A 19,629-nucleotide genomic window follows, 5' to 3' on the forward strand; every position below is an offset into this window, starting at 1 on the left:
CCGCGGGCGTCCGGCCGGTCGGGGGTGTCGGCTAGGCTCGCGGCGCTCGCGCGGTCAGGGGGATCGCCGCGGACCGACGAGGGGGACTCGATGGACACGCACGCTGATGCCGGCATCGTCGCGGAGGGGGTGTCGCGGGCGTTCGGGCCGGTGCACGCCGTGCGCGACGCCAGCTTCGAGGCCCGGCCCGGTGAGGTCACCGCGCTGATCGGGCCCAACGGCGCGGGCAAGACGACGCTGATGCTGCTGCTCGCGACGCTGCTGCGCCCCGACGCCGGGCTGCTCCGCGTCGCCGGGCACGACCCGGTCGAGGAGCCCGCCGCCGTGCGGGCCGCGCTCGGCTGGATGCCCGACGTCCTCGGCTCCTGGGCGAGCCTGACCTGCCGGGAGACCCTCCGGACGACCGGGCAGCTGTACGGGCTGCCGCGCCCGGACGCCGAGGCCCGGGCGGACGAGCTGCTCGGGCTCGTGGATCTCGTCGAGTTCGGCGACCGGCCGACCCGGGTGCTCTCGCGCGGCCAGAAGCAGCGGCTCAGCCTCGCCCGGGCGCTCGTGCACGACCCGTCGGTGCTGGTGCTCGACGAGCCGGCCTCCGGGCTCGATCCCGGGGCGCGGATCGCGCTGCGCGACCTGGTGCTGCGGCTCGCCGGCGAGGGGCGCACGGTGCTGGTCTCGAGTCACGTGCTCTCCGAGCTCGACGAGATGGCGACCGCGGCGGTCTACCTCGACGGCGGGGTGACGGCCTCGCAGGAGGCGGTCGCGCGCGCGTCGCGGGCGCTGCGCGCCTGGCGGATCGACGCGGTGCGGCCGCGGGGGGCGGAGCTCGCCGAGGTCGTCGAGCGGCTGACGGGCGTGCCGGTCCGAGTGGAGCGCGAGGCGGCGCTCGTGCCGGTCGTCAACGACGCGGCGGCGGCCGAGCTGCTCTCGCGGCTGGTGTCGGCCGGGGTCGCGGTCAGCCGCTTCGCGCCCGCGGTGGGCGAGCTGGAGCACACCTTCTCGGATCTGACCCGCTCGGCCGGGGAGCCGGGGAGTGCCGCGGGGCCTGGCCGGCCCGCGGAACCGGGCACCGAGAACGAGGAGGACGCCCGATGAGCACCGAGACCACCGCCCGGCCGCTGCCGTTCCTGCAGGGCGTCGGCATCGTGCTCCGCCTCGAGCTCGCGCAGCGGGTGCGCGGGACCTCGTCCTTCGTCCTGCTCGGGCTGTTCTTCCTGCTGGTCGGCGCGGTCACCGGACTGCTGGTCGTCGCGACCGGCGTCTTCTCGGGCAGCGGCGCCGTCGTGGGCGGCTTCCTCTACTCGACCCTCGTCTACTTCGTGCTGCTGCTGGGCAGCCTGGTGACGCCCGCGCTCTCCGGCACGGCCGTGAACGGCGACCGCGACGCGGGGACCCTCGCGACGACGCAGGTCACCCTCGTGACCACGGCGCAGCTCGTGCTCGGCAAGTTCGTCTCGGCCTGGCTGGTGGCGCTGGCGTTCCTCGCGAGCACCGTGCCGTTCCTGCTCGTCGCCGTCGGGGTCGGCGGGGTGTCGCTCGCCTCCGCGTCGGTCTCGGTGCTCGTGCTCGCGGTGCAGCTGGGCGTCGTCGCGGCGATCGGAGTGGGTCTCAGCGGGATCCTCGACCGGCCGCTGATGTCGGTCGTCACCACCTACCTGGTGGTCGCGGCGATGAGCGTCGGGTCGCTGATCGCGTTCGGGCTGCTGACGGCGGTCACGACCACGGAGCAGCAGACCGTCTTCGTCGACGACGAGGAGGGGATCTGCGGACCGGACTACGAGACGCAGGTGGCGCGGGCCGACTACTACTGGGGGCTGCTCGCGCTGAACCCGTTCGTGGTGCTGGCCGATGCCGTCCCGCCGCAGCTCGACGAGTACGGCTCGCCGGAGGACCTGTTCACCGGGCTCTCGCTGCTGGTTCGGCAGGCGCAGATCGCGCCGGAGCCGGTCGTCGAGCTCTCCTGCTCCGGCTACACCGGCTCGACGCGGCCGAGCACTCCGGAGGAGGTCTTCGACTCCACCGTCCCGTCCTGGTTCGTCGGTCTGACGCTGCAGCTGGTGCTGGCGGTCGGCCTGCTGCTCGGCGCGATCCGCCGCACGGCGACGCCGGCGGCCCGCCTGCCCCGCGGGCGCCGCGTGGCCTGACCGACGGCCTTCCTGCTGATCGCGCAGCCCGCGCAGCGGGCGTATCGAGATCCACCGTTCTGGAGACGTGGGGTCTCGATACGCCGCTCCGCGGCTGCTCGACCAGCATGAATCTCGCCGCACTGTGCAGAGCCCGCCACCCCTGTTGATCGAGTAGCCCGCGGAGCGGGCGTATCGAGATCCCCGCCATCAGCACTCGAGGCGACAGCTACCCCTCCCGGCGCTCCAGCTCCACCGCGCGGATCTCGTCCTGCAGGTCGCGGGTCGCCGTGCGCAGCGCCCGCTCCGCGTCGAGCCCCTGCGCCCGCGCCGAGGCGACGATCGCGAGCAGCAGCGGGCCGAGGTCCTCCTCCGACTCGATCGGCAGCGGCCCCTCCCCCGCGTCGACGATGCCGAGCGTCGTCGCCTTGCCGATCACCTTGTCCGCCAGCGCCAACGCGGGCATGCCCTGCGGGATCCCGTCGAGGACGCTGGTGCGGTGCGGCTTCTCGGTCTTCTTCAGCTCGTCCCAGACGGCGATGACGTCGTCGGCGGTCTCCGCGGTCGCGTCGCCGAAGACGTGCGGGTGACGGCCGATCATCTTGGCGTTCATGTGCGCCGCGACGTCCTCGATGGTGAACGGCTCCGGTCCGTCGGCGGCGAGGTCGGAGTGGAACAGAACCTGGTAGAGCACGTCGCCGAGCTCCTCGATCAGGTCGGCCCGGTCGCCGGCCTCGATCGCGTCGACCAGCTCGTGCGACTCCTCGATCAGGTAGCGCACGAGCGACTCGTGGGTCTGCTCGGCGTCCCAGGGGCAGCCGCCCGGGGCGCGGAGGACGTGGACGGTGCGGATGAGCTCGTCGAGCCGGGGATGCGCGGTCACCCGGCCATCCTCGCATCCGCGCGCGCGGGCGGAGGCCGGAAGGTTCAGGCGCGAGCGAGACGCCGGCGGGCGATCAGGAGGCAGCCGGCCGCGACGACCGGGACCGCCGCGAGCAGACCCGGGGCCGACGCGACTCCCACCGCAGCGACGCCCGTCACCAGCACGCCGGCGAGGTTCCACAGCAGTACCGCGGCGCCTGCCCCGTCCCCGATCGGCAGCGGGATCGGCCCGAGCAGCGAGGGCGGGAGCGGGCCGCGGGCCGCGTCCATCGCCCGGGCCGCCACCGCGACCACCGCCACGGCGACGGCGGGCCACGCGGGCCCGGCGGCGAGAGCGCAGGCCGCAACGACGATCCCCACGGCGAGCATCAACGGCAGGATCCCGTGCAGCAGCAGCAGCTCGAACGGCGCAGGCGCGAGCAGCGTCGGCTGGCCCGCGGTCGCTGCGGCGTGGCGCAGGCCGTCGCTCCAGACCCCGGCGCCGCAGTAGGCGAGGACGCCGGCCAGCGCGGCAGGGAGAGCGAGGAGCGAGGGCGGCGCGACGACCGCGACGGCGAGGGCCAGCCCCGCGGCGGCCAGCGCGGCCACTCCGGCGACGGAGCGGCCGGGCGTGCGCAGCGCGCCGATCACGTCGCGGAGCGGCACGGCGAGGGCGAACGGGGCGACGCGGACGGCGTCGACACGGCGGAAGCGGCCGGGCCGGGCGCGGTAGCCCTCGAGGGCGTCGGCGACCTCGCCGATCGCTCCCCTGCTCCGGGCCGACCGCCACTGCTGCGACTGCGCGACCACGACGCCGCCGCGGACCGTGTCGAGCAGGCGCGGGACGACGGAGAGCGCGAGTGCGGCCAGAGCGGTCAGCACGGCGGTGCCGGACAGGGCCGACGGGTCGGCCGTCGTCAGCGCGCGGCCGAGGAGGGCACCCGGACCGGCCGGGAACGCTGCTGCGGCGACCAGTACTCCCGTGAGCAGGACCGGTCCTCGCCCGGGGAGGCACTGCCCGGCGAGCCAGGCGACGGCGAGGAGGACTCCGAAGGCGGTTCCGGCACTGACGGCGACGAGCGATGCACCGCCCACTGCGAAGGCGCTGAGCAGGGCGGCCGCGGAGCTCGCGAGCACGGTGGCCGTCCCCGCGACCGCGACGGGCCGGCGCAGCACGAGACTGCGGGGCACATCGGTCGCGAGCAGCACGGCGGTGGTGTGCGGCGCGCCGACCGCAGGACCGCGCACGCGGCCGAGCAGCACGGCGGCGGGCAGGAGCAGCCCGGCGGTGAGGCCGATGACGGTCATCGGGTCGAGGGCGGCGAGGGCGGGATCGGGCTCCGCGGCGAGCAGGACGACGGCCCGAAGCGCAGGCAGGACGACGACCAGGAGGGTCATCGCCGCGAGGTAGCCGGCGTAGGCGCCACCGCGCTGCTCGGCCGCGGCGCGGGAGCGGTGCAGAGCGCGGACGGCGCGAACCCGCTCGTTCGGGCCGTCGACCAGGAGGCGCCTGACGCCGACGCGGCCTGCCCTCATCGGCTGCCCAGCTCGAGGACACGGGTGGCCAGCGCACTCGTCAGAAGTGGGCTGTGGGTCGCGATCAGCACCGCCCGCCCGCAGGCTGCCTCGCGGAGGACCTCGATGACGAGCGGCACGCGATCGACGTCGAGCCGCTGCTCCGGCTCGTCGAGCAGCAGCACCTCGCCGGGCCGGGCGAGCACGAGCGCGAGGGAGAGGAGCTGGGTCTGCCCGGAGGAGAGCTCGTGCGGGAAGCGGCGCGCGAGGGCACCGAGTCCGAGGTCGTGCAGACCGGCGAGGGCGGTCCTGCGAGAGTCGGCGAGAGTCGCTCCCCAGGAGAGGGCGACCATCGCGAGATGCTCCTCGAGGGTGAGGTCGCGCTCGAAGGGCGGCGTGCCGACGAGGGCGGCCACGCGGCGGCGGTGCTCGCGGTCGCGCTCCGCCACGGCGCGCCCGGCGACCTCGACGGTGCCGGCGGTCGGCGGAGTGAGCCCGGCGATCAAGCGCAGCAGTGTCGTCTTGCCGCTGCCGTTCGGACCGGTGACCGCCACGATCTCCCCGGGCTCGACCTCGAGCGAGAGCGGCGCGAGCAGCTCCGTCTCCCCCGCGCGCACGGCCGCGTCGCGCAGGCGGACCATCGGCGCGGGGCCCGGCTCGGATGCGGGACGGCGGCGGGGAGCGAGCAACGGCATGACCTCATCCTCTCAGCGGGTGCGCGAGCGACGGCGGTGGTGCGCGGTCTCGGCCGGTCGGGCGGGCGTCGTCGCGGGCCGCACATCCGCCGGTCATCGGCGCGTAACACGCGCCGACTACGGTGACCGCGGGGCGCGACCGCGGCCCGGAACAGGAACGCCACCGTGACCCTCACGCCTCCCGCCACCGGCACCGCCCTCGATCGCGGAGCGCCGCCGAGCGCCGAGCTGCACATCCACATCGAGGGCACGATCGAGCCCGAGCACATCGTCGAGATGGCGCGCCGCAACGGCATCGCGCTGCCGACCGAGGATCTCGACGCCCTGCGCGCGCGCTACGCCTTCGAGGACCTCGCGTCCTTCCTGGAGCTGCACTACTCGAACCTCACGGTCCTGAAGACGGAGCGCGACTTCTTCGAGCTGGCCACCGGGTACCTCGACCGCGCGAAGCTCGCCAACGTCCGCCGCGCGGAGATCTTCTTCGATCCGCAGACGCACCTGGGCAACGGGGTGCCGCTCGACGTCGTGATGGCCGGGCTCACCCGTGCGCTCGGGCGGAGCGAGGAGACGCACGGCATCTCGACCGACCTGATCATGTGCTTCCTGCGCGACCTCGGCGCCGACGCGGCGGACGAGATGCTGACCGCGATCCTCCCCTACCGCGAGCACATCATCGGGGTCGGGCTCGACTCGAACGAGGTCGGCTTCGGGCCGGAGCTCTTCATCGACGTCTATGCGCGGGCCGCGGCGGAGGGCCTGCACCTTGTGGCGCACGCGGGCGAGGAGGGCGGTCCGGAGACGGTCGCCGAGACCCTCGAGCTGCTGAAGGTGGAGCGGATCGACCACGGCATCCGCGCGATGGAGGACCCCGCCGTCGTGGCGATGCTCCGCGTGCAGGGCGTGCCGATCACGGTCTGCCCGCTCTCGAACGTGGCGCTGCGCGCCGTCGACACGATGAAGGACCACCCGCTGCCGGCGATGCTGGACGCGGGCCTGATCGTCACCGTCTCGAGCGACGACCCACCCTACTTCGGCGGTTACGTCGACGCGAACTACCGCGCTCTGGTCGAGGAGCTCGGGATGGACGACGCCCAGCTGGAGCGCCTCGCGCTCAACTCCTTCGACGCCGCCTTCATCTCCGACGAGGACCGCACCCGCTGGCAGGCCGAGGTCCGCGCCCACTTCGCGTCCTGACCCCTGCCGCGAGATGCCACTTGTGCACGCGACACGCCGTCAAAGGCGTGCACAAGTGGCATCTCGCGGGGAGGGCTAGCCCTCGGGGTGCGGGGCGAGGTCGGGGGTCGCGCGGTCGAGGTCGGCGGCCTCCTCCTCGGGGCGGGGGGCGATCGTCTCGTCCTCCTCGAGCTCGGGGATGCTCGGCTCGTCGGGGCCGGGGATGCGCGGCGGGACGGAGTGCTCGTCGGAGGCGGTCATGATCGTCCTTCGTTCGGGGTCGGTGTCGTCGGGGGTCGGTGTCGTCGGGGTCGGAGTCGTCGGGCGGCGTCCGGAACGGTGGCGCCGCCCGATCGAGAGGGTGCCGGTGGTCAGCTCGCGACGGCGGCGGGCTCGGGGAAGAGCGCGTCGAGCAGGTTCGCGACCCAGTCGATCAGCGCGCGGTCGCCGAGCGGGACGCCGTCGTGCACCGGCATCGGCACGACCACGGCGTTCGCCTGCTGCAGGTACTTCGCGGTCGGGTACATCCGGCGCAAGCGCACCTGGATCGAGTCGGCGAGGTGCGCGGGCGCGACGCGGACGTTCGAGCCCATCGCGACCACGTCGCTGAGGCCGGCGCGCTGGGCGCGCATCCGCAGCCGCGAGACCAGGACGAGGTTCTCCACCGCCTCGGGCAGCTCGCCGTAGCGGTCGGTCAGCTCCTCGACCACGAGGTCGACGCTGCCCTCCTTCGCGGTCGGCGAGGTCGCCGCGGACAGCTTCTGGTACGCCTCCAGGCGCAGGCGCTCGCTGTCGACGTACTCCTCCGGGATCCGCGCGTCGACCGGCAGCTCGAGCCGCAGCTCGGTCTGCCCCTCCGCCACCTCGCCGCGGAATCCGTCGACGGCCTCGCCGATCATCCGCAGGTAGAGGTCGAAGCCGACGCCCTGGATGTGGCCCGACTGCTCGCCGCCGAGCAGGTTGCCCGCGCCGCGGATCTCGAGGTCCTTCAGCGCGATCTGCATGCCGCCGCCGAGGTCGGAGTTCGCGGCGAGCGTCTGCAGGCGGTCGTGCGCGGTCTCCGACAGCGGCTTCATCTCGTCGTAGAGGAGGTAGGCGTAGGCGCGCTCGCGGCCACGGCCGACGCGACCGCGCAGCTGGTGCAGCTGCGAGAGGCCGTACTTGTCCGCGCGGTCGACGATCAGTGTGTTCGCGTTCGGGATGTCCAGGCCGGTCTCGACGATGGTCGTCGAGACGAGCACGTCGAACTTGCGCTCCCAGAAGTCGACGATGATCCGCTCGAGCTGCGACTCGCTGAGCTTGCCGTGCGCGACGGCGATGCGCGCCTCCGGCACCAGCTCGGCGAGCTGCGCGGCGACGCGGTTGATCGTCGAGACGCGGTTGTGCACGAAGAACACCTGGCCCTCGCGCAGCAGCTCGCGCCGGATCGCGGCCGAGACCTGCTTCTCCGAGTACGGGCCGACGAAGGTGAGGATCGGGTGGCGCTCCTCCGGCGGCGTCGCCAGCGTCGACATCTCGCGGATGCCGGTGACCGCCATCTCGAGCGTGCGCGGGATGGGCGTCGCACTCATCGAGAGGATGTCGACGTTCTTCTTCAGCGCCTTCAGCTTCTCCTTGTGCTCGACGCCGAAGCGCTGCTCCTCGTCGATCACGAGGAGGCCGAGGTCCTTGAAGACGATGTTGTCGCTGAGGAGGCGGTGGGTCGCGATGACCATGTCGACGGTGCCGTCGGCGAGGCCCTCGATCGTCTCCTTCGACTCCTTCGCGCTCTGGAAGCGGCTGAGGGCGCGCAGGTGCACAGGGAAGCCGGCGAAGCGCTCCTGGAAGGTCTCGAGGTGCTGGCGCACGAGCAGCGTGGTCGGCACGAGCATCGCGACCTGCTTGCCGTCCTGGATGGCCTTGAACGCGGCCCGCACGGCGACCTCGGTCTTGCCGAAGCCCACGTCACCGGAGAGCAGGCGGTCCATCGGGATCGGCCGCTCCATGTCTGCCTTGACCTCGTCGATCACGGTCAGCTGGTCGGGCGTCTCCGCGAACGGGAACGCCTCCTCCAGCTCGCGCTGCCACGGGGTGTCCGGCGGGAACGAGTGCCCGCGCGAGGCCATCCGCGCGGAGTAGAGCTTCACCAGCTCGACCGCGATGTCGCGGACCGCGCGGCGCGCCTTGCTCTTCGCCTGCGCCCAGTCGCTGCCGCCCATCTTGCTCAGCGCGGGGGCCTCGCCGCCGACGTAGCGGGAGAGGAGGTCGAGCTGGTCGGTCGGGACCAGCAGCTTGTCGCCCGGGAAGCCGCGCTTGCTGGGCGCGTACTCGAGGACGAGGTACTCGCGCCGGGTCTTCACGGCGTTGCGCCCGCCGCTGGAGACCTCGCGCTGCGAGAGCTCGACGAAGCGGCCGATGCCGTGGGTGGCGTGCACGACGAAGTCGCCGGGGCTGAGCTGCAGCGGATCGACGACGTTCTTCCGTCGCGAGGCGAGCTTCTTCACGGCGCGCGAGTCGTAGCCGACGGTGCGGCCGTAGAACTCCGTGTCGGTGAGCAGGGCGACCTTGGCGCCGTCGACCTCGAAGCCGTGGTCGACGTTGGCCTGCAGCACGTAGGTGAGGCCGGGCTCGAGCTCGGCGGGCAGATCGGGGACGATGCGGGCGGCGACCTCGTGCTCGGCGAGCACCTGGTCGGTGCGCTCGACGGTGCCGGTGCCGGGGGCGGTCAGCACCACGCTCCAGCCGTCCGCCAGGCGGGCGCGCACGTGCGCGAGCGCGCCCTCGACCGCGCCGCCGAAGCCGGGCACGGGCTCGCCGTCGACGCGGACGGCGAGGATCTCGTCGATCCCGAGGTCCTCCGGCAGCACCTCGGCCTCGCCGGCGGCGGGACCCTGGCGGAAGGTGCTCATCGTCCACCACGGGTGGTCGGGGGTCTCGGCGCCGGGGGCGCTGAACTTCACGGCGTCGCGGAGGGCGCCGAGCGAGATGAACTCGCCGGAGGCCAGGTCGATCGGGGCCTCGGCGCCGGCGGTCGCGGCGCTCCACGCGGCCTGGAGGAACTCGCGATTCGTCTCGGCGAGGCTGATCGCGCGGGTGGCGACCCGCTCCGGGGCGAGGACGGCCACGGCGGCGCCGGCCGGGAGGTAGTGCGAGATCGGGACGAGGCGCTCCAGCAGCGCGGGCGCGAGCGACTCCATGCCCTCCACCGGGATGCCCTCGGCGATCTTCGCGAGCATCGCGGAGAGGCTCGGGAACTCGTGCAGCATCTCGCGGGCGCGCTGGCGGACGGCCGGCACGAGCAGCAGCTCGCGGCTCGGCGGCAGCACGACGGAGTCGGCCTCCCCCGGCAGCGAGCGCTGGTCGGCGACGGAGAAGCCGCGGATGGAGTCGACCTCGTCGCCGAAGAAGTCGATGCGGCTCGGGTGCTCGGCCACGGCCGGGAAGACGTCGAGGATGCCGCCGCGGACCGCGAACTCGCCGCGCCGGGTGACCATGTCGACGCGGGAGTAGGCGAGGTCGACCAGCTCGGACGAGATCCGGCCGAGGTCGTAGCCGCGGCCGCCCTTGACCAGGCGGATCGGCGCGATGTCGGCGAGGTTGTCGGCGACCGGCTGCAGCGCGGCGCGCACCGAGGCGACGACGACGAGCGGCTTCTCGCCGGTCCAGGTCTTCATCCGGCGCAGAGCGTCGAGGCGGCGGCCGACGATCTCGGCGCTCGGGCTGAGGCGCTCGTGCGGCAGCGTCTCCCAGGCCGGGAACTCGACGACCTCGGCGTCCGGCAGCACGCAGCTGAGCGACGCGCGGATGTTCTCGGAGTCGCGGCCGGTCGCGGTGACGACGAGCGCGGCCTGCGGACGGTCGGCCTCGGCGCGGCGCTCCAGGAGGCCCGCCAGCAGGGGGACGCGGAGGCCGTCGGCCACGGAGAAATCGGCGTCGCGGATCGCGAACGCGAGAGCGTCGTCGAACGTGGAGGCGCGCGAGAGCGCCGAGATGATCCGGTTGAGAGGCACCGGAGGAGTTTACTGCCGACCTCCGACACCGGCCGAGGCCGGTGTCGGACGTCGGTCCGCGCCGGTCCCTGCCCGGCGCGGCGCGGTCGGCTCGGGCGCGGGGTGCGTTCCGCAGAGCGTCCTGCGTACGGCTCTTCGAAATCGCTTGGCACGCGATTTCGAATTTCGCCTTCGGCGGGGTCGGCTGGCTTGCCGGGTGCTCGTCGTGCTCGATCCGTCGGGAGTGGTTGTCCGGGAGGGGTTGAGGCGACCGTTTCTGACGGATCGACTCGGCGTTCGGGAGAGGGGCGGAATCGATCGGTCGTCGGTGGTCCAGCGAGGGGAGCTGGAGCAGCCGTTCGTGACGGGTCGGCGGGGTGGTCAGGCGGAGGGGAAGAGGGGGCGGGTGCGGTGGGCGGCGGTGTGGAAGGGGGACGCGGGGAGGGTGGTGACTGTCTCGGGGACGGCGCGGGCGGGCCACTCGACGGCGAGGCGGAGGGTGGGGAGGGGTGGGAGGGGCCAGAGCCAGAAGTCGCGGGACCAGGTGTCGCGATTCACGTCGGGGCGGCCGTCGCCCTCGAGGACGGGGCCGTCGACCAGCGCCTCGAAGACGTCGGCCGTGGAGGCCAACGGGGACTCGTCCTGCGTGGTCACGGTGCGGCCGTCGGGGAAGGACACGCCCCAGCGCAGGCCGTCGGGGGCGAAGCGCTCGTCGAGCCGGCCGCGGCCGTGTGCGCGCTCGAGGTACTCGAAGACGCGCTGGCGGGCGCGGCGGCCGGGGTCGGCGATCCGGACGCTCAGGCGCAGCAGCACGCCCTCGTCGTAGCAGCGGGCGAGATCGAGCGAGATCACCGTCGTCGCGGAGCGGCCGAGCTCGTGCTCCAGCAGCACCGTCCCGGGGATGCGGTGCCACGGCGGGCCGGTCCAGGCAGGCAGCTCGAACGGCGGCAGGAGGTCGTCCTCGTCGGAGGCACGCGGCTCGACCTCTCGGAAGAACGACTCGCTCACGGCTGCTCCTTCGCGTCGGTCGGCCCACGGTAGCGCGGGCGGATCCACCGCGCTGAGGATGATGGGTCTCGATACGCCCCTGCGGGGCTACTCGACCAGCATGATCCGCGACAGCATGCTGATCGAGCAGGGCGCGGAGCGCGCGTATCGAGATCCGCGGTGCTGAGGACGGTGGGTCTCGATACGCTCCTGCTGGGCTGCTCGACCGGCATGAGCCGCGCAGCGGCCCGTATCGGGATCCGCGCAGGGCGCGCTACGGGGTCGTGTGGACCTTCAGCTGGGCGGCCTGGAGGCCGGCGTCGGCGATCAGCTCGACGGCGTCGGCGGCGTCGGCGATCAGGATCGGCAGGTTCTCGCGCTCGGGGCCCGCGAAGTCCTTGAGGACGAAGTCGGCGGCGGGCTGGCGGCCGGGCGGGCGGCCGATGCCGACGCGCACGCGGAGGAAGTCGGCGCCGTCGGTCGCGGCGAGGATGTCGCGGATGCCGTTGTGGCCGCCGTGGCCGCCGCCGTTCTTGAGGCGCAGGGTGTCGAAGGGGATGTCGAGCTCGTCGTGCACGACGATCAGGCGCTCGGGCGCGAGGGAGTAGAAGTCGAGCAGCTGCGCGGTCGGGCCGCCGGAGAGGTTCATGAAGCTGTTCGGCTTGCCGAGGATCAGCTTCGGCCCGCCGGGGCGGAGGAAGCCCTCGGCGACCACGGCGTTCGCGCGGTTGTGCCGGCGGAACGAGCCGCCGATCCGGGTCGCGAGCTCGTCGAGCACCATCTGCCCCACGTTGTGCCGGTTGCGCGCGTACTGCGCGCCCGGGTTGCCCAGTCCGACGACCAGCCAGGTCTCGCCCATCTCGTTCCCTCTTCTCGATGCGCTCAGCAGCGACGTCTTCCGCGGGGCGCAGCCCCCGGACGCGGAACGGGCCCGCTCGCGATCGCGGCGGGCCCCTTCGTGCGGGTGGTGCTCCGACTACTCGGCGGGCTGGGTGGGCTCGGCCGGCGTGGTGGGCTCGCCCTCCTCGCCCAGGTCCTGCTCGACCTCCTCGGTGACGTTCACGATGAGCGCCTCGGGGTCGGTGAGCAGCGTCGCGCCCTCGGGGAGGGTGACGTCGGCGGCGGTGATCTGCGTGCCGGCCTCGAGTCCCTCGACCGAGACGACGACGTTCTGCGGGATCTTCGTGGCGTCGACCTCGAGCGAGAGCGTGTTCGCCTCGGTGGAGACGAGCGTGCCGGGAGCGGCCTCGCCCTCGACGTGCACGGGGATGTCGACCGAGACCTTCTCGCCGAGACGGATGACCGCGAGGTCGATGTGCTCGATGATCTGGCGGACCGGGTCGCGCTGGATGTCCTTGACCAGCGACGTCTGGGCGACGCCCTCGATGTCGAGCTCGAGGATCGCGTTCGCCTTGCGGGTCAGCAGGAGGATCTGGTGGCCGGGCAGCGTGACGTGCACGGGCTCGGTGCCGTGGCCGTAGAGGACCGCGGGGATCTTGTTCTGGGCGCGGATCTTGCGGGCCGCTCCCTTGCCGAACGAGGTGCGGACCTCGGCGACGACCTTGTTGGTGAGTTCTGCCATGGTGTTCTCCTGGACGGCGCCGTGCGCCGCCTGCTCGGGTCCCGGCCTGGGGCCGCGGACGGGGTTTCGACTCGAACGCGTGTCTGCGTGAGGAAAGGTCCGCGGCGCTCCTTCCGGAGCTCCACCTGGTTCCACCGCGTCGATCACGGATGCACGGGGCATCCCTCGCCGAAGTTCAGCTGCCCACCCTACCGGCCGCGCGGCCGAGCCGCCACCCGCGGGCGCCCCTACCGCGCCCCCAGCCGGGCTGGCTAGCGTGCGGGCATGACTTCTGACGACTTCGGCTCCTACGTCGAGAAGAACGGCTTCCACCGCGACACCAACTACATCCCGACCCGCATCACCGCGGACGGCCGCGACGGCTACCCGGTCGAGGCGGGCCGCTACCGGCTCGTCGTCTCGCGCGCCTGCCCGTGGGCGAACCGCGCCGTGATCGTCCGCCGCCTGCTCGGCCTCGAGGACGCGCTGTCGATGGGCATCTGTGGACCGACGCACGACAAGCGCAGCTGGACCTTCGATCTCGACCCGGGCGGCGTCGACCCGGTGCTCGGCATCCCGCGCCTGCAGGACGCGTTCCTCGCCCGCTTCCCCGACTACCCGCGCGGTATCACGGTGCCAGCGATCGTCGACATCCCCACCGGCCAGGTCGTCACCAACGACTACCCGGTGATGACGCTGGACTTCTCGCGGGAGTGGACGGAGTTCCACCGCGAGGGCGCGCCCGATCTGTACCCGGAGGAGCACCGCGACGAGATCGACGAGGTCGCGGAGCTGGTCTTCCAGGACGTCAACAACGGCGTCTACAAGTGCGGCTTCGCGGGCTCGCAGAAGTCGTACGAGCGGGCGTACGACGCACTCTGGGCGCGACTCGACTGGCTGGAGGAGCGGCTCAGCACGCAGCGCTACCTCGTCGGCGACACGATCACCGAGGCCGATGTCCGTCTCTTCACGACGCTCGCCCGCTTCGACGCCGTCTACTACAGCCACTTCAAGGCCAACCGGAACCTGCTCTCGGCGATGCCGGCCCTCTGGGGCTACGCCCGCGACCTGTTCGCGACCCCGGGGTTCGGCGACACGATCGACTTCACGCACATCAAGTCGCACTACTACGAGGTGCAGCACGACATCAACCCGACCGGCGTCGTGCCGAAGGGCCCGGACCTGTCCGGCTGGCTCGTCCCCTCGCACCGCGAGGAGCTCGGCGGCCGCCCGTTCGGCGACGGCACCCCGCCCGGCCCGCCGATCCCCGCCGAGGTCGTCCCCGAGGGCCACGGCGCCTGAGGTCTGAACGGCCGTGCGTCGGAGGGAGGACCTCCGTGCACGGCCGCTCCCGGCTGCGCGCCCGACCCCGGCGCTAGCCTGAATCCGTCAACCCTGAACGTGTACGTCGAGGAGAACCGTGTCTGACCAGCCCACCGCCACAGCCAACATCGGAGTCGTCGGTCTGGCGGTGATGGGCTCGAACCTGGCCCGCAACCTCGCCAGCCGCGAGGGCAACACCGTCGCCGTCTACAACCGCTCGTACGGGCGCACCGAGACGCTGATCACCGAGCACCCCGAGGCCGGCTTCGTCGCCTCGGAGACCATCGAGGCCTTCGCCGCCTCGCTGAAGACCCCGCGCACCGCGATCATCATGGTCCAGGCCGGCCGCGGCACCGACGCCGTGATCGAGCAGCTGACCGCCGCGTTCGAGCCCGGCGACATCATCGTCGACGGCGGCAACGCGCTGTTCACCGACACCATCCGCCGCGAGAAGGCCGTCCGCGAGACCGGCATCCACTTCGTCGGCACCGGCATCTCCGGCGGCGAGGAGGGCGCGCTCAAGGGCCCGTCGATCATGCCCGGCGGCTCGGTCGAGTCGTACAAGACGCTCGGCCCGATCCTCGCCTCGATCGCCGCGGTCGCCGAGGGCGAGCCCTGCGTCACCCACATCGGCACCGACGGCGCCGGCCACTTCGTCAAGATGATCCACAACGGCATCGAGTACGCCGACATGCAGCTCATCGCCGAGGCGTACGACCTGCTCCGCACCGTCGGCGGCCACGAGCCCGCCGCCATCGCCGACGTGTTCGACGCCTGGAACAAGGGCGACCTCGAGTCGTACCTCATCGAGATCACCGCGGAGGTGCTCCGCCAGGTCGACGCCGACACCGGCAAGCCGTTCCTCGACATCGTGCTCGATCAGGCCGGCTCCAAGGGCACCGGAGTCTGGACCGTGCAGAACGCGCTCGACCTGGGCGTGCCCGTCGGCGGCATCGCCGAGGCCGTCTTCGCCCGCGCCGTCTCCTCCAAGCCCGCGCAGCGCGCCGCCGTGCAGAAGCGCGTCACCTCGCGCCCCACGCCCGTCGCCCTCTACGACGGCTTCGAGGACGACGTCCGCGCCGCCCTCTACGCCTCCAAGGTCGTCGCCTACTCGCAGGGCTTCGACGCGATCATCGCCGGCGCCGAGAAGTACGGCTGGGAGATCGACAAGGGCGCCGTCGCGAAGATCTGGCGCGCGGGCTGCATCATCCGCGCCCAGTTCCTCAACCGCATCGTCGACGCCTACGCCGAGAACGCGGAGATCACGACGCTGCTCGAGGACCCGTACTTCGCCGAGGCCGTCGCCAACGGCGAGGCCGCCTGGCGCCGCATCGTCTCCACCGCCGCGCTCTCGGGCGTGCCGATCCCCGGCTTCGGCGCCGCGCTGTCGTACTACGACTCGCTCGCCTCCGAGCGCCTGCCCGCCGCCCTCGTGCAGGGCCAGCGCGACTTCTTCGGCGCGCACACCTACCAGCGCGTCGACAAGGAGGGCACCTTCCACACGCTGTGGTCGGGCGACCGCTCCGAGGTCGAGCAGGACCCGTCCACGCACTGACCCGCGGACGCACCCACGGGTGCACACGCAGAAGGCGCCCCCGCCCGTCGGATCCTCGGATCCCGCGGGCGGGGGCGCCTTCGTCGTGCGGAGCGACGGGTCGCCGGGTCAGCGCAGCCAGACCGTCGTCGCCGGCGGCAGCAGGCGCCCCTCGAGCGGCGCGCTCGCGAGCAGCACCTCGCCCTCGGGGGGCTCGACCGGCTCCTCGCCGAGGTTGGTCACCGAGTGCCAGCCGTTCGGGCGCGCGAAGTGCAGCACGCCGGGCTGCGCGTCCCGCCACTCCAGGCTCTCGTCGGTCTGCAGCTCGTGCCGGAGCGCGAGGGCGCTGCGGTAGAGCGCGAGCGTCGAGTCCTCGGCGAGCTCCTCCGCTTCGACGGAGGAGTCGGCGAAGCAGGCGGGCTGGGGCAGGTGCGCGCCACCGGGGCCGAAGCCGAAGGAGTCGCCGGTCGCCTCCCAGGGCAGCGGGACTCGGCAGCCGTCGCGGCCGACGTCGGTGCCGCCGCTGCGGAAGAACGTCGGGTCCTGGCGGTCGGCGTCCGGGATGCCGGCCACCTCGTGCAGGCCGAGCTCCTCGCCCTGGTACAGGTAGGCCGAGCCGGGCAGGGCCAGCAGCAGGAGGGTCGCGGCGCGGGCCCGGCGGAGGCCCAGGGCGCGGTCGAGCACCGGCTCCGCTCCCCCGCTGAGCAGCCACTGCTTCGCGGGGGCGGTCTCGGCCGCGCCCTTCTGCGGGAGCCCGTAGCGGGTCGCGTGCCGGACGACGTCGTGGTTGGAGAGCACCCAGGTCGTCGACGAACCCGACTCCGCGGCCAGTTCGAGGTTGAAGGTGATCAGCCGGCGGAACTCCTCCGCGTCGAGGTCGGCCTCGAGCAGGTCGAAGTTGAAGGCCTGGCCGAGCCCCTCGGGGCTCGCGTAGCGGGCGCGGCGGGAGGCGTCGACCCAGGCCTCCGCGACGGCGGTGCGCGGCGGATCGTAGGAGTCGAAGAGGGCGCGCCACTCGGCGTAGACCTCGTGCACCTCGTCGCGGTCCCAGAACGGGTGGCTGCCGTCGATCCGCTGGCCGTCGATCTCCGCCGCGGCGGGGAGCGGCTCGGTGAGGTCCTTGACCAGCGAGTGCGCCACGTCGATCCGGAAGCCGTCGACGCCGCGGTCGGACCAGAAGCGGAGGGTCTCGAGGAAGTCGTCGCGGATCTCGCGGTTCGCCCAGTTCCAGTCGGGCTGCTCCTTCGCGAAGAGGTGCAGGTACCACTGGCCGTCGCCGACCGGCTCCCAGGCGGGGCCGCCGAAGACGGACTCCCAGTCGCTCGGCGGCAGGGCGCCGTCCTCGCCGCGGCCGTCGCGGAAGACGTAGCGTTCCCGGGCGGGCGAGCCCTTCGGGGCGGCGAGCGCCTCCTGGAACCACGGGTGCAGGTCGGAGGAGTGGTTGGGCACGATGTCGACGATGACGCGGATGCCGCTCTCGTGCAGGCGGGCCGTCATCTCGTCGAACTCGGCGAGCGTGCCGATCCGCGGGTCGACGTCCCGGTAGTCGGCCACGTCGTAGCCGCCGTCGGCCAGCGCGGACGGGTAGAACGGGCTGAGCCAGACCGCGTCGATCCCGAGCTCCCGCAGGTACGGGATCCGCTCGAGGATGCCGGCGAGGTCGCCGATCCCGTCACCGTTCGCGTCCGCGAAGCTCCGCGGGTATATCTGGTAGACGGCCGCCTGCCGCCACCACTGGGCGTCCTCGGTCGTGCCGCTCCTGCTGAGTACCGTGTCCGTCACGGGTGTCCTTCCGTTCGTCGTGGTCTGTGGTCTGGTCTGGTGGTTCGTCGTCGGCCGCGGCCGAGCGCTCGGTGACGGCGGGTCTCGATACGCCCCTGCGGCGCTACTCGACCAGCATGTTCGGGGCCGGCTCGTGCGCAGCACGGCACCCTCGCCTCCCGGAGTCGAGCCCGCGGGTCTCGGGGTGGTCGGCTGCAAGGCGGAGGAGGGAGGCGTAGCGGAGCTACGGCGACCGACGACAACGCCGCAGACGGCCGCCCCGAGGCCCGCGAGCCCTACTTGATCGCGCCTTGAGTGACTCCGGACATGACCCAGCGCTGGGTGAACAGGTAGACGATGATCGCCGGGGCCATCGCCATCAGATAGGAGGCGAAAGCGACGTTGTAGTCGTTGCTGAACTGGGTCTGGAAGATCTTCTGCAGCACCGGGAGCGTCTGCAGCGACGGGTCCGAGGTGATCAGCGACGGCATCATGAAGTCGTTCCAGGAGGCGAGGAAGGCGAAGATGCCGACCGTCGCGCTCATCGGGGCGAGCAGCGGGAAGACGAGCCGCCAGAAGACCTGGTTGGTGGTCGCGCCGTCGAGCCGGGCGCTCTCCTCGAGCTCCTCGGGCAGCGAGCGGAGGAACGCGGTGAAGAGCATCACGCTGAAGCTCAGCTGGAACATCACGTGCAGGATCGCGACGCCGAGCGGGTTGTCGAGCCCGACGAGTCCGGTGAGCGAGACCTGCGACAGCGCGAGCACCGGGAACGGCAGGAACATCGCCGCGAGCAGGTAGAAGAACGACCAGCGGTAGAAGCGCTTGCTCCAGTTGCGCGAGATCGCGAACGCGGCGAGGGCTGAGAGGACGATGGTGCCGCCGACCGTGATCGCCGAGACGAAGACCGAGACGGCGAAGCCGCGGGGGAAGTCGGTGAGGTTCCAGGCCTGGACGAAGCCGTCGACCGAGAACGGCAGCGGGATCGAGAAGGCGTTGCCGTCCACCGCCTGGGCGCCGGTCTTGAAGGCCATCGTCAGCGTCACCCACAGCGGGCCGATCACCGAGAGGGCGCAGACCACGAGGACGAGGGTGAGCAGGAGGCTCGAGCGCCGCCGCTTCCCCCCGCGACGGGCGTCGGCGTCGACGGCGGCGCGGGTGCCGGGGAGGGACGGGGCGAGGGGGACCTGGCTGGTCATCAGAAGGCCGCCTTTCCGCGCGAGACGCGCAGCTGTACGAGCGCGATCACGAGCGCGATGAGGAAGAAGATCGTGGCGTTGGCCATCTGGTAGGCGTAGTCGCCGCTGGTGAAGCCGGAGAAGATCGTCATCGCGACGCTGCGGGTCGAGGTCCCGGGGCCGCCGTCCGTCAGGCCGACGATGATGTCGTAGGAGTTGAGGAAGTTCTTGAAGCCGATCACGAGGTTGATCAGGACGTAGCCCGCGACGAGCGGCAGCGTGATCGAGCGCAGCTGCCCCCAGCTGGAGGCGCCGTCGAGCGACGCGGCCTCGTAGACGTCGCCGGGGATCGAGAGCACGCCGGCGATGTAGATCAGCAGCGCGGAAGGCACGGCCTGCCAGGCCGTCACGATCACGATCGCGAGCCAGGCCAGATTCGGATCCGCCAAGATGCTGCTGGCCAGCGGCGTCGCTCCGACCGACTGCGCGAAGGCGGGCAGCGAGTTGGAGAAGAGGAAGTTGAAGACGAACGCGATGATGATGCCCGAGACGACCATCGGCAGCACGAACACGGCCCGCAGCGCGACCTTGCCGCGGATCTGCGAGGTGAGCGCGATCGCCAGGAGGAACGCGATCACGTTCACCGCGAGCACCGTGACCAGCGCGAGCCCCACGGTGAAGCCGTAGGAGGCGAGGATCGCCGGGTCGGAGAACAGCGCGACGTAGTTCGTCAGCCCGATGAAGCTCCACTCGCCGAAGCCGATCGAGTCGGTGAAGCTGAAGAAGATCCCCATCAGGGCGGGCAGGGTGATCGCGAGCGTGAAGAGCACGAGCGCGGGGAGCAGGTAGAGCAGGAAGGTGCGGTCGGTGCGCGGCTTCCGGCGCGGGGCGACGGCCGCGCGGGGAGTCGCAATGGTGCGCTCCTCCGGGCGGGCGGGGGCGGAGAGGGCCATGGT

16 protein-coding genes are annotated in these 19,629 nt (G+C 72.5%); 5 read left to right on the plus strand and 11 right to left on the minus strand.

Annotation, left to right across the window (positions count from 1 at the left end; all coding sequences use genetic code 11):
• Positions 1-90: 90 nt before the first annotated feature.
• Together EDF45_RS20630 and EDF45_RS20635 are read left to right on the plus strand one after the other, a co-directional pair.
• Positions 91-1,092 carry an ABC transporter ATP-binding protein gene (locus EDF45_RS20630; protein ID WP_123737717.1) on the plus strand — a complete coding sequence of 334 codons (1,002 nt, stop codon included), beginning with the start codon at positions 91-93 and terminating at the stop codon, positions 1,090-1,092.
• Positions 1,089-2,141 (plus strand): ABC transporter permease, encoded by a 1,053-nt coding sequence (locus tag EDF45_RS20635; protein ID WP_123737718.1) that lies wholly within the window; start codon positions 1,089-1,091, stop codon positions 2,139-2,141. Before EDF45_RS20630 ends, EDF45_RS20635 begins: the two co-directional genes overlap by 4 nt.
• A 208-nt stretch (positions 2,142-2,349) precedes the next feature.
• On the opposite strand, the gene EDF45_RS20640 is transcribed toward EDF45_RS20635, so the two are convergent.
• Genes EDF45_RS20640 through EDF45_RS20650 form a run of 3 tightly spaced genes read right to left on the minus strand, consistent with a single transcriptional unit; the run spans position 2,350 to position 5,191 of the window.
• A complete protein-coding gene (locus EDF45_RS20640; protein WP_123733558.1) occupies positions 2,350-3,003 on the minus strand; it encodes a MazG family protein in 654 nt (217 codons plus the stop codon).
• A 44-nt stretch (positions 3,004-3,047) separates the two neighbouring features.
• Positions 3,048-4,517, minus strand: a complete 1,470-nt coding sequence (locus tag EDF45_RS20645) for a hypothetical protein (RefSeq protein ID WP_123737719.1) — start codon at positions 4,515-4,517, stop codon at positions 3,048-3,050.
• Entirely contained in the window at positions 4,514-5,191 is a 678-nt protein-coding gene (locus EDF45_RS20650) for an ABC transporter ATP-binding protein (RefSeq protein ID WP_260312344.1), read from the minus strand. Before EDF45_RS20650 ends, EDF45_RS20645 begins: the two co-directional genes overlap by 4 nt.
• 165 nt (positions 5,192-5,356) lie before the next feature.
• Between EDF45_RS20650 and EDF45_RS20655 the strand changes: the two genes are divergently transcribed.
• Positions 5,357-6,385, plus strand: coding sequence for an adenosine deaminase (locus EDF45_RS20655; RefSeq protein ID WP_123737721.1), 1,029 nt, complete (start codon positions 5,357-5,359; stop codon positions 6,383-6,385).
• A gap of 75 nt (positions 6,386-6,460) precedes the next feature.
• Here the strand turns inward: EDF45_RS20655 and EDF45_RS21510 are convergent, their stop codons facing one another.
• The 5 genes from EDF45_RS21510 to EDF45_RS20675 all read right to left on the minus strand — a co-directional run bounded on the left by EDF45_RS21510 (position 6,461) and on the right by EDF45_RS20675 (position 12,901).
• Complete coding sequence (locus EDF45_RS21510) at positions 6,461-6,625, minus strand: hypothetical protein (RefSeq protein ID WP_159422277.1); 165 nt, start codon at positions 6,623-6,625, stop codon at positions 6,461-6,463.
• Between the two features lie 110 nt (positions 6,626-6,735).
• Positions 6,736-10,353, minus strand: a complete 3,618-nt coding sequence (gene mfd / locus EDF45_RS20660; protein WP_123741056.1) for a transcription-repair coupling factor — start codon at positions 10,351-10,353, stop codon at positions 6,736-6,738.
• A gap of 360 nt (positions 10,354-10,713) precedes the next feature.
• Positions 10,714-11,340 carry a hypothetical protein gene (locus EDF45_RS20665; RefSeq protein WP_123737723.1) on the minus strand — a complete coding sequence of 209 codons (627 nt, stop codon included), beginning with the start codon at positions 11,338-11,340 and terminating at the stop codon, positions 10,714-10,716.
• A 253-nt stretch (positions 11,341-11,593) separates the two neighbouring features.
• Positions 11,594-12,178, minus strand: coding sequence for an aminoacyl-tRNA hydrolase (gene pth / locus EDF45_RS20670; protein WP_123737724.1), 585 nt, complete (start codon positions 12,176-12,178; stop codon positions 11,594-11,596).
• A 117-nt stretch (positions 12,179-12,295) separates the two neighbouring features.
• The gene (locus EDF45_RS20675) at positions 12,296-12,901 is read right to left on the minus strand and encodes a 50S ribosomal protein L25/general stress protein Ctc (protein ID WP_123737725.1); all 606 of its coding nucleotides are present in this window, start codon (positions 12,899-12,901) and stop codon (positions 12,296-12,298) included.
• A 264-nt stretch (positions 12,902-13,165) separates the two neighbouring features.
• Here EDF45_RS20675 and EDF45_RS20680 point away from each other — a divergent pair, with 264 nt between their 5' ends.
• Together EDF45_RS20680 and gndA are read left to right on the plus strand one after the other, a co-directional pair.
• Positions 13,166-14,182, plus strand: coding sequence for a glutathione S-transferase family protein (locus tag EDF45_RS20680; protein WP_123737726.1), 1,017 nt, complete (start codon positions 13,166-13,168; stop codon positions 14,180-14,182).
• 118 nt (positions 14,183-14,300) lie between these two features.
• Positions 14,301-15,758 carry an NADP-dependent phosphogluconate dehydrogenase gene (gndA, locus tag EDF45_RS20685; RefSeq protein ID WP_123737727.1) on the plus strand — a complete coding sequence of 486 codons (1,458 nt, stop codon included), beginning with the start codon at positions 14,301-14,303 and terminating at the stop codon, positions 15,756-15,758.
• Positions 15,759-15,866: 108 nt separating this feature from the next.
• Here the strand turns inward: gndA and EDF45_RS20690 are convergent, their stop codons facing one another.
• The 3 genes from EDF45_RS20690 to EDF45_RS20700 all read right to left on the minus strand — a co-directional run bounded on the left by EDF45_RS20690 (position 15,867) and on the right by EDF45_RS20700 (position 19,626).
• Positions 15,867-17,519 carry a glycoside hydrolase family 13 protein gene (locus EDF45_RS20690; protein ID WP_123737728.1) on the minus strand — a complete coding sequence of 551 codons (1,653 nt, stop codon included), beginning with the start codon at positions 17,517-17,519 and terminating at the stop codon, positions 15,867-15,869.
• A 275-nt stretch (positions 17,520-17,794) separates the two neighbouring features.
• On the minus strand, positions 17,795-18,694 hold the full coding sequence (locus EDF45_RS20695) for a carbohydrate ABC transporter permease (RefSeq protein ID WP_123705141.1): 900 nt from the start codon (positions 18,692-18,694) through the stop codon (positions 17,795-17,797).
• Positions 18,694-19,626 (minus strand): carbohydrate ABC transporter permease, encoded by a 933-nt coding sequence (locus EDF45_RS20700; RefSeq protein ID WP_123737729.1) that lies wholly within the window; start codon positions 19,624-19,626, stop codon positions 18,694-18,696. Before EDF45_RS20700 ends, EDF45_RS20695 begins: the two co-directional genes overlap by 1 nt.
• Between the last annotated feature and the right edge of the window lie 3 nt (positions 19,627-19,629).

The organism is Rathayibacter sp. PhB186 (genome assembly GCF_003751825.1).
GTDB classification, from domain to species: Bacteria; Actinomycetota; Actinomycetes; order Actinomycetales; family Microbacteriaceae; genus Rathayibacter; species Rathayibacter festucae.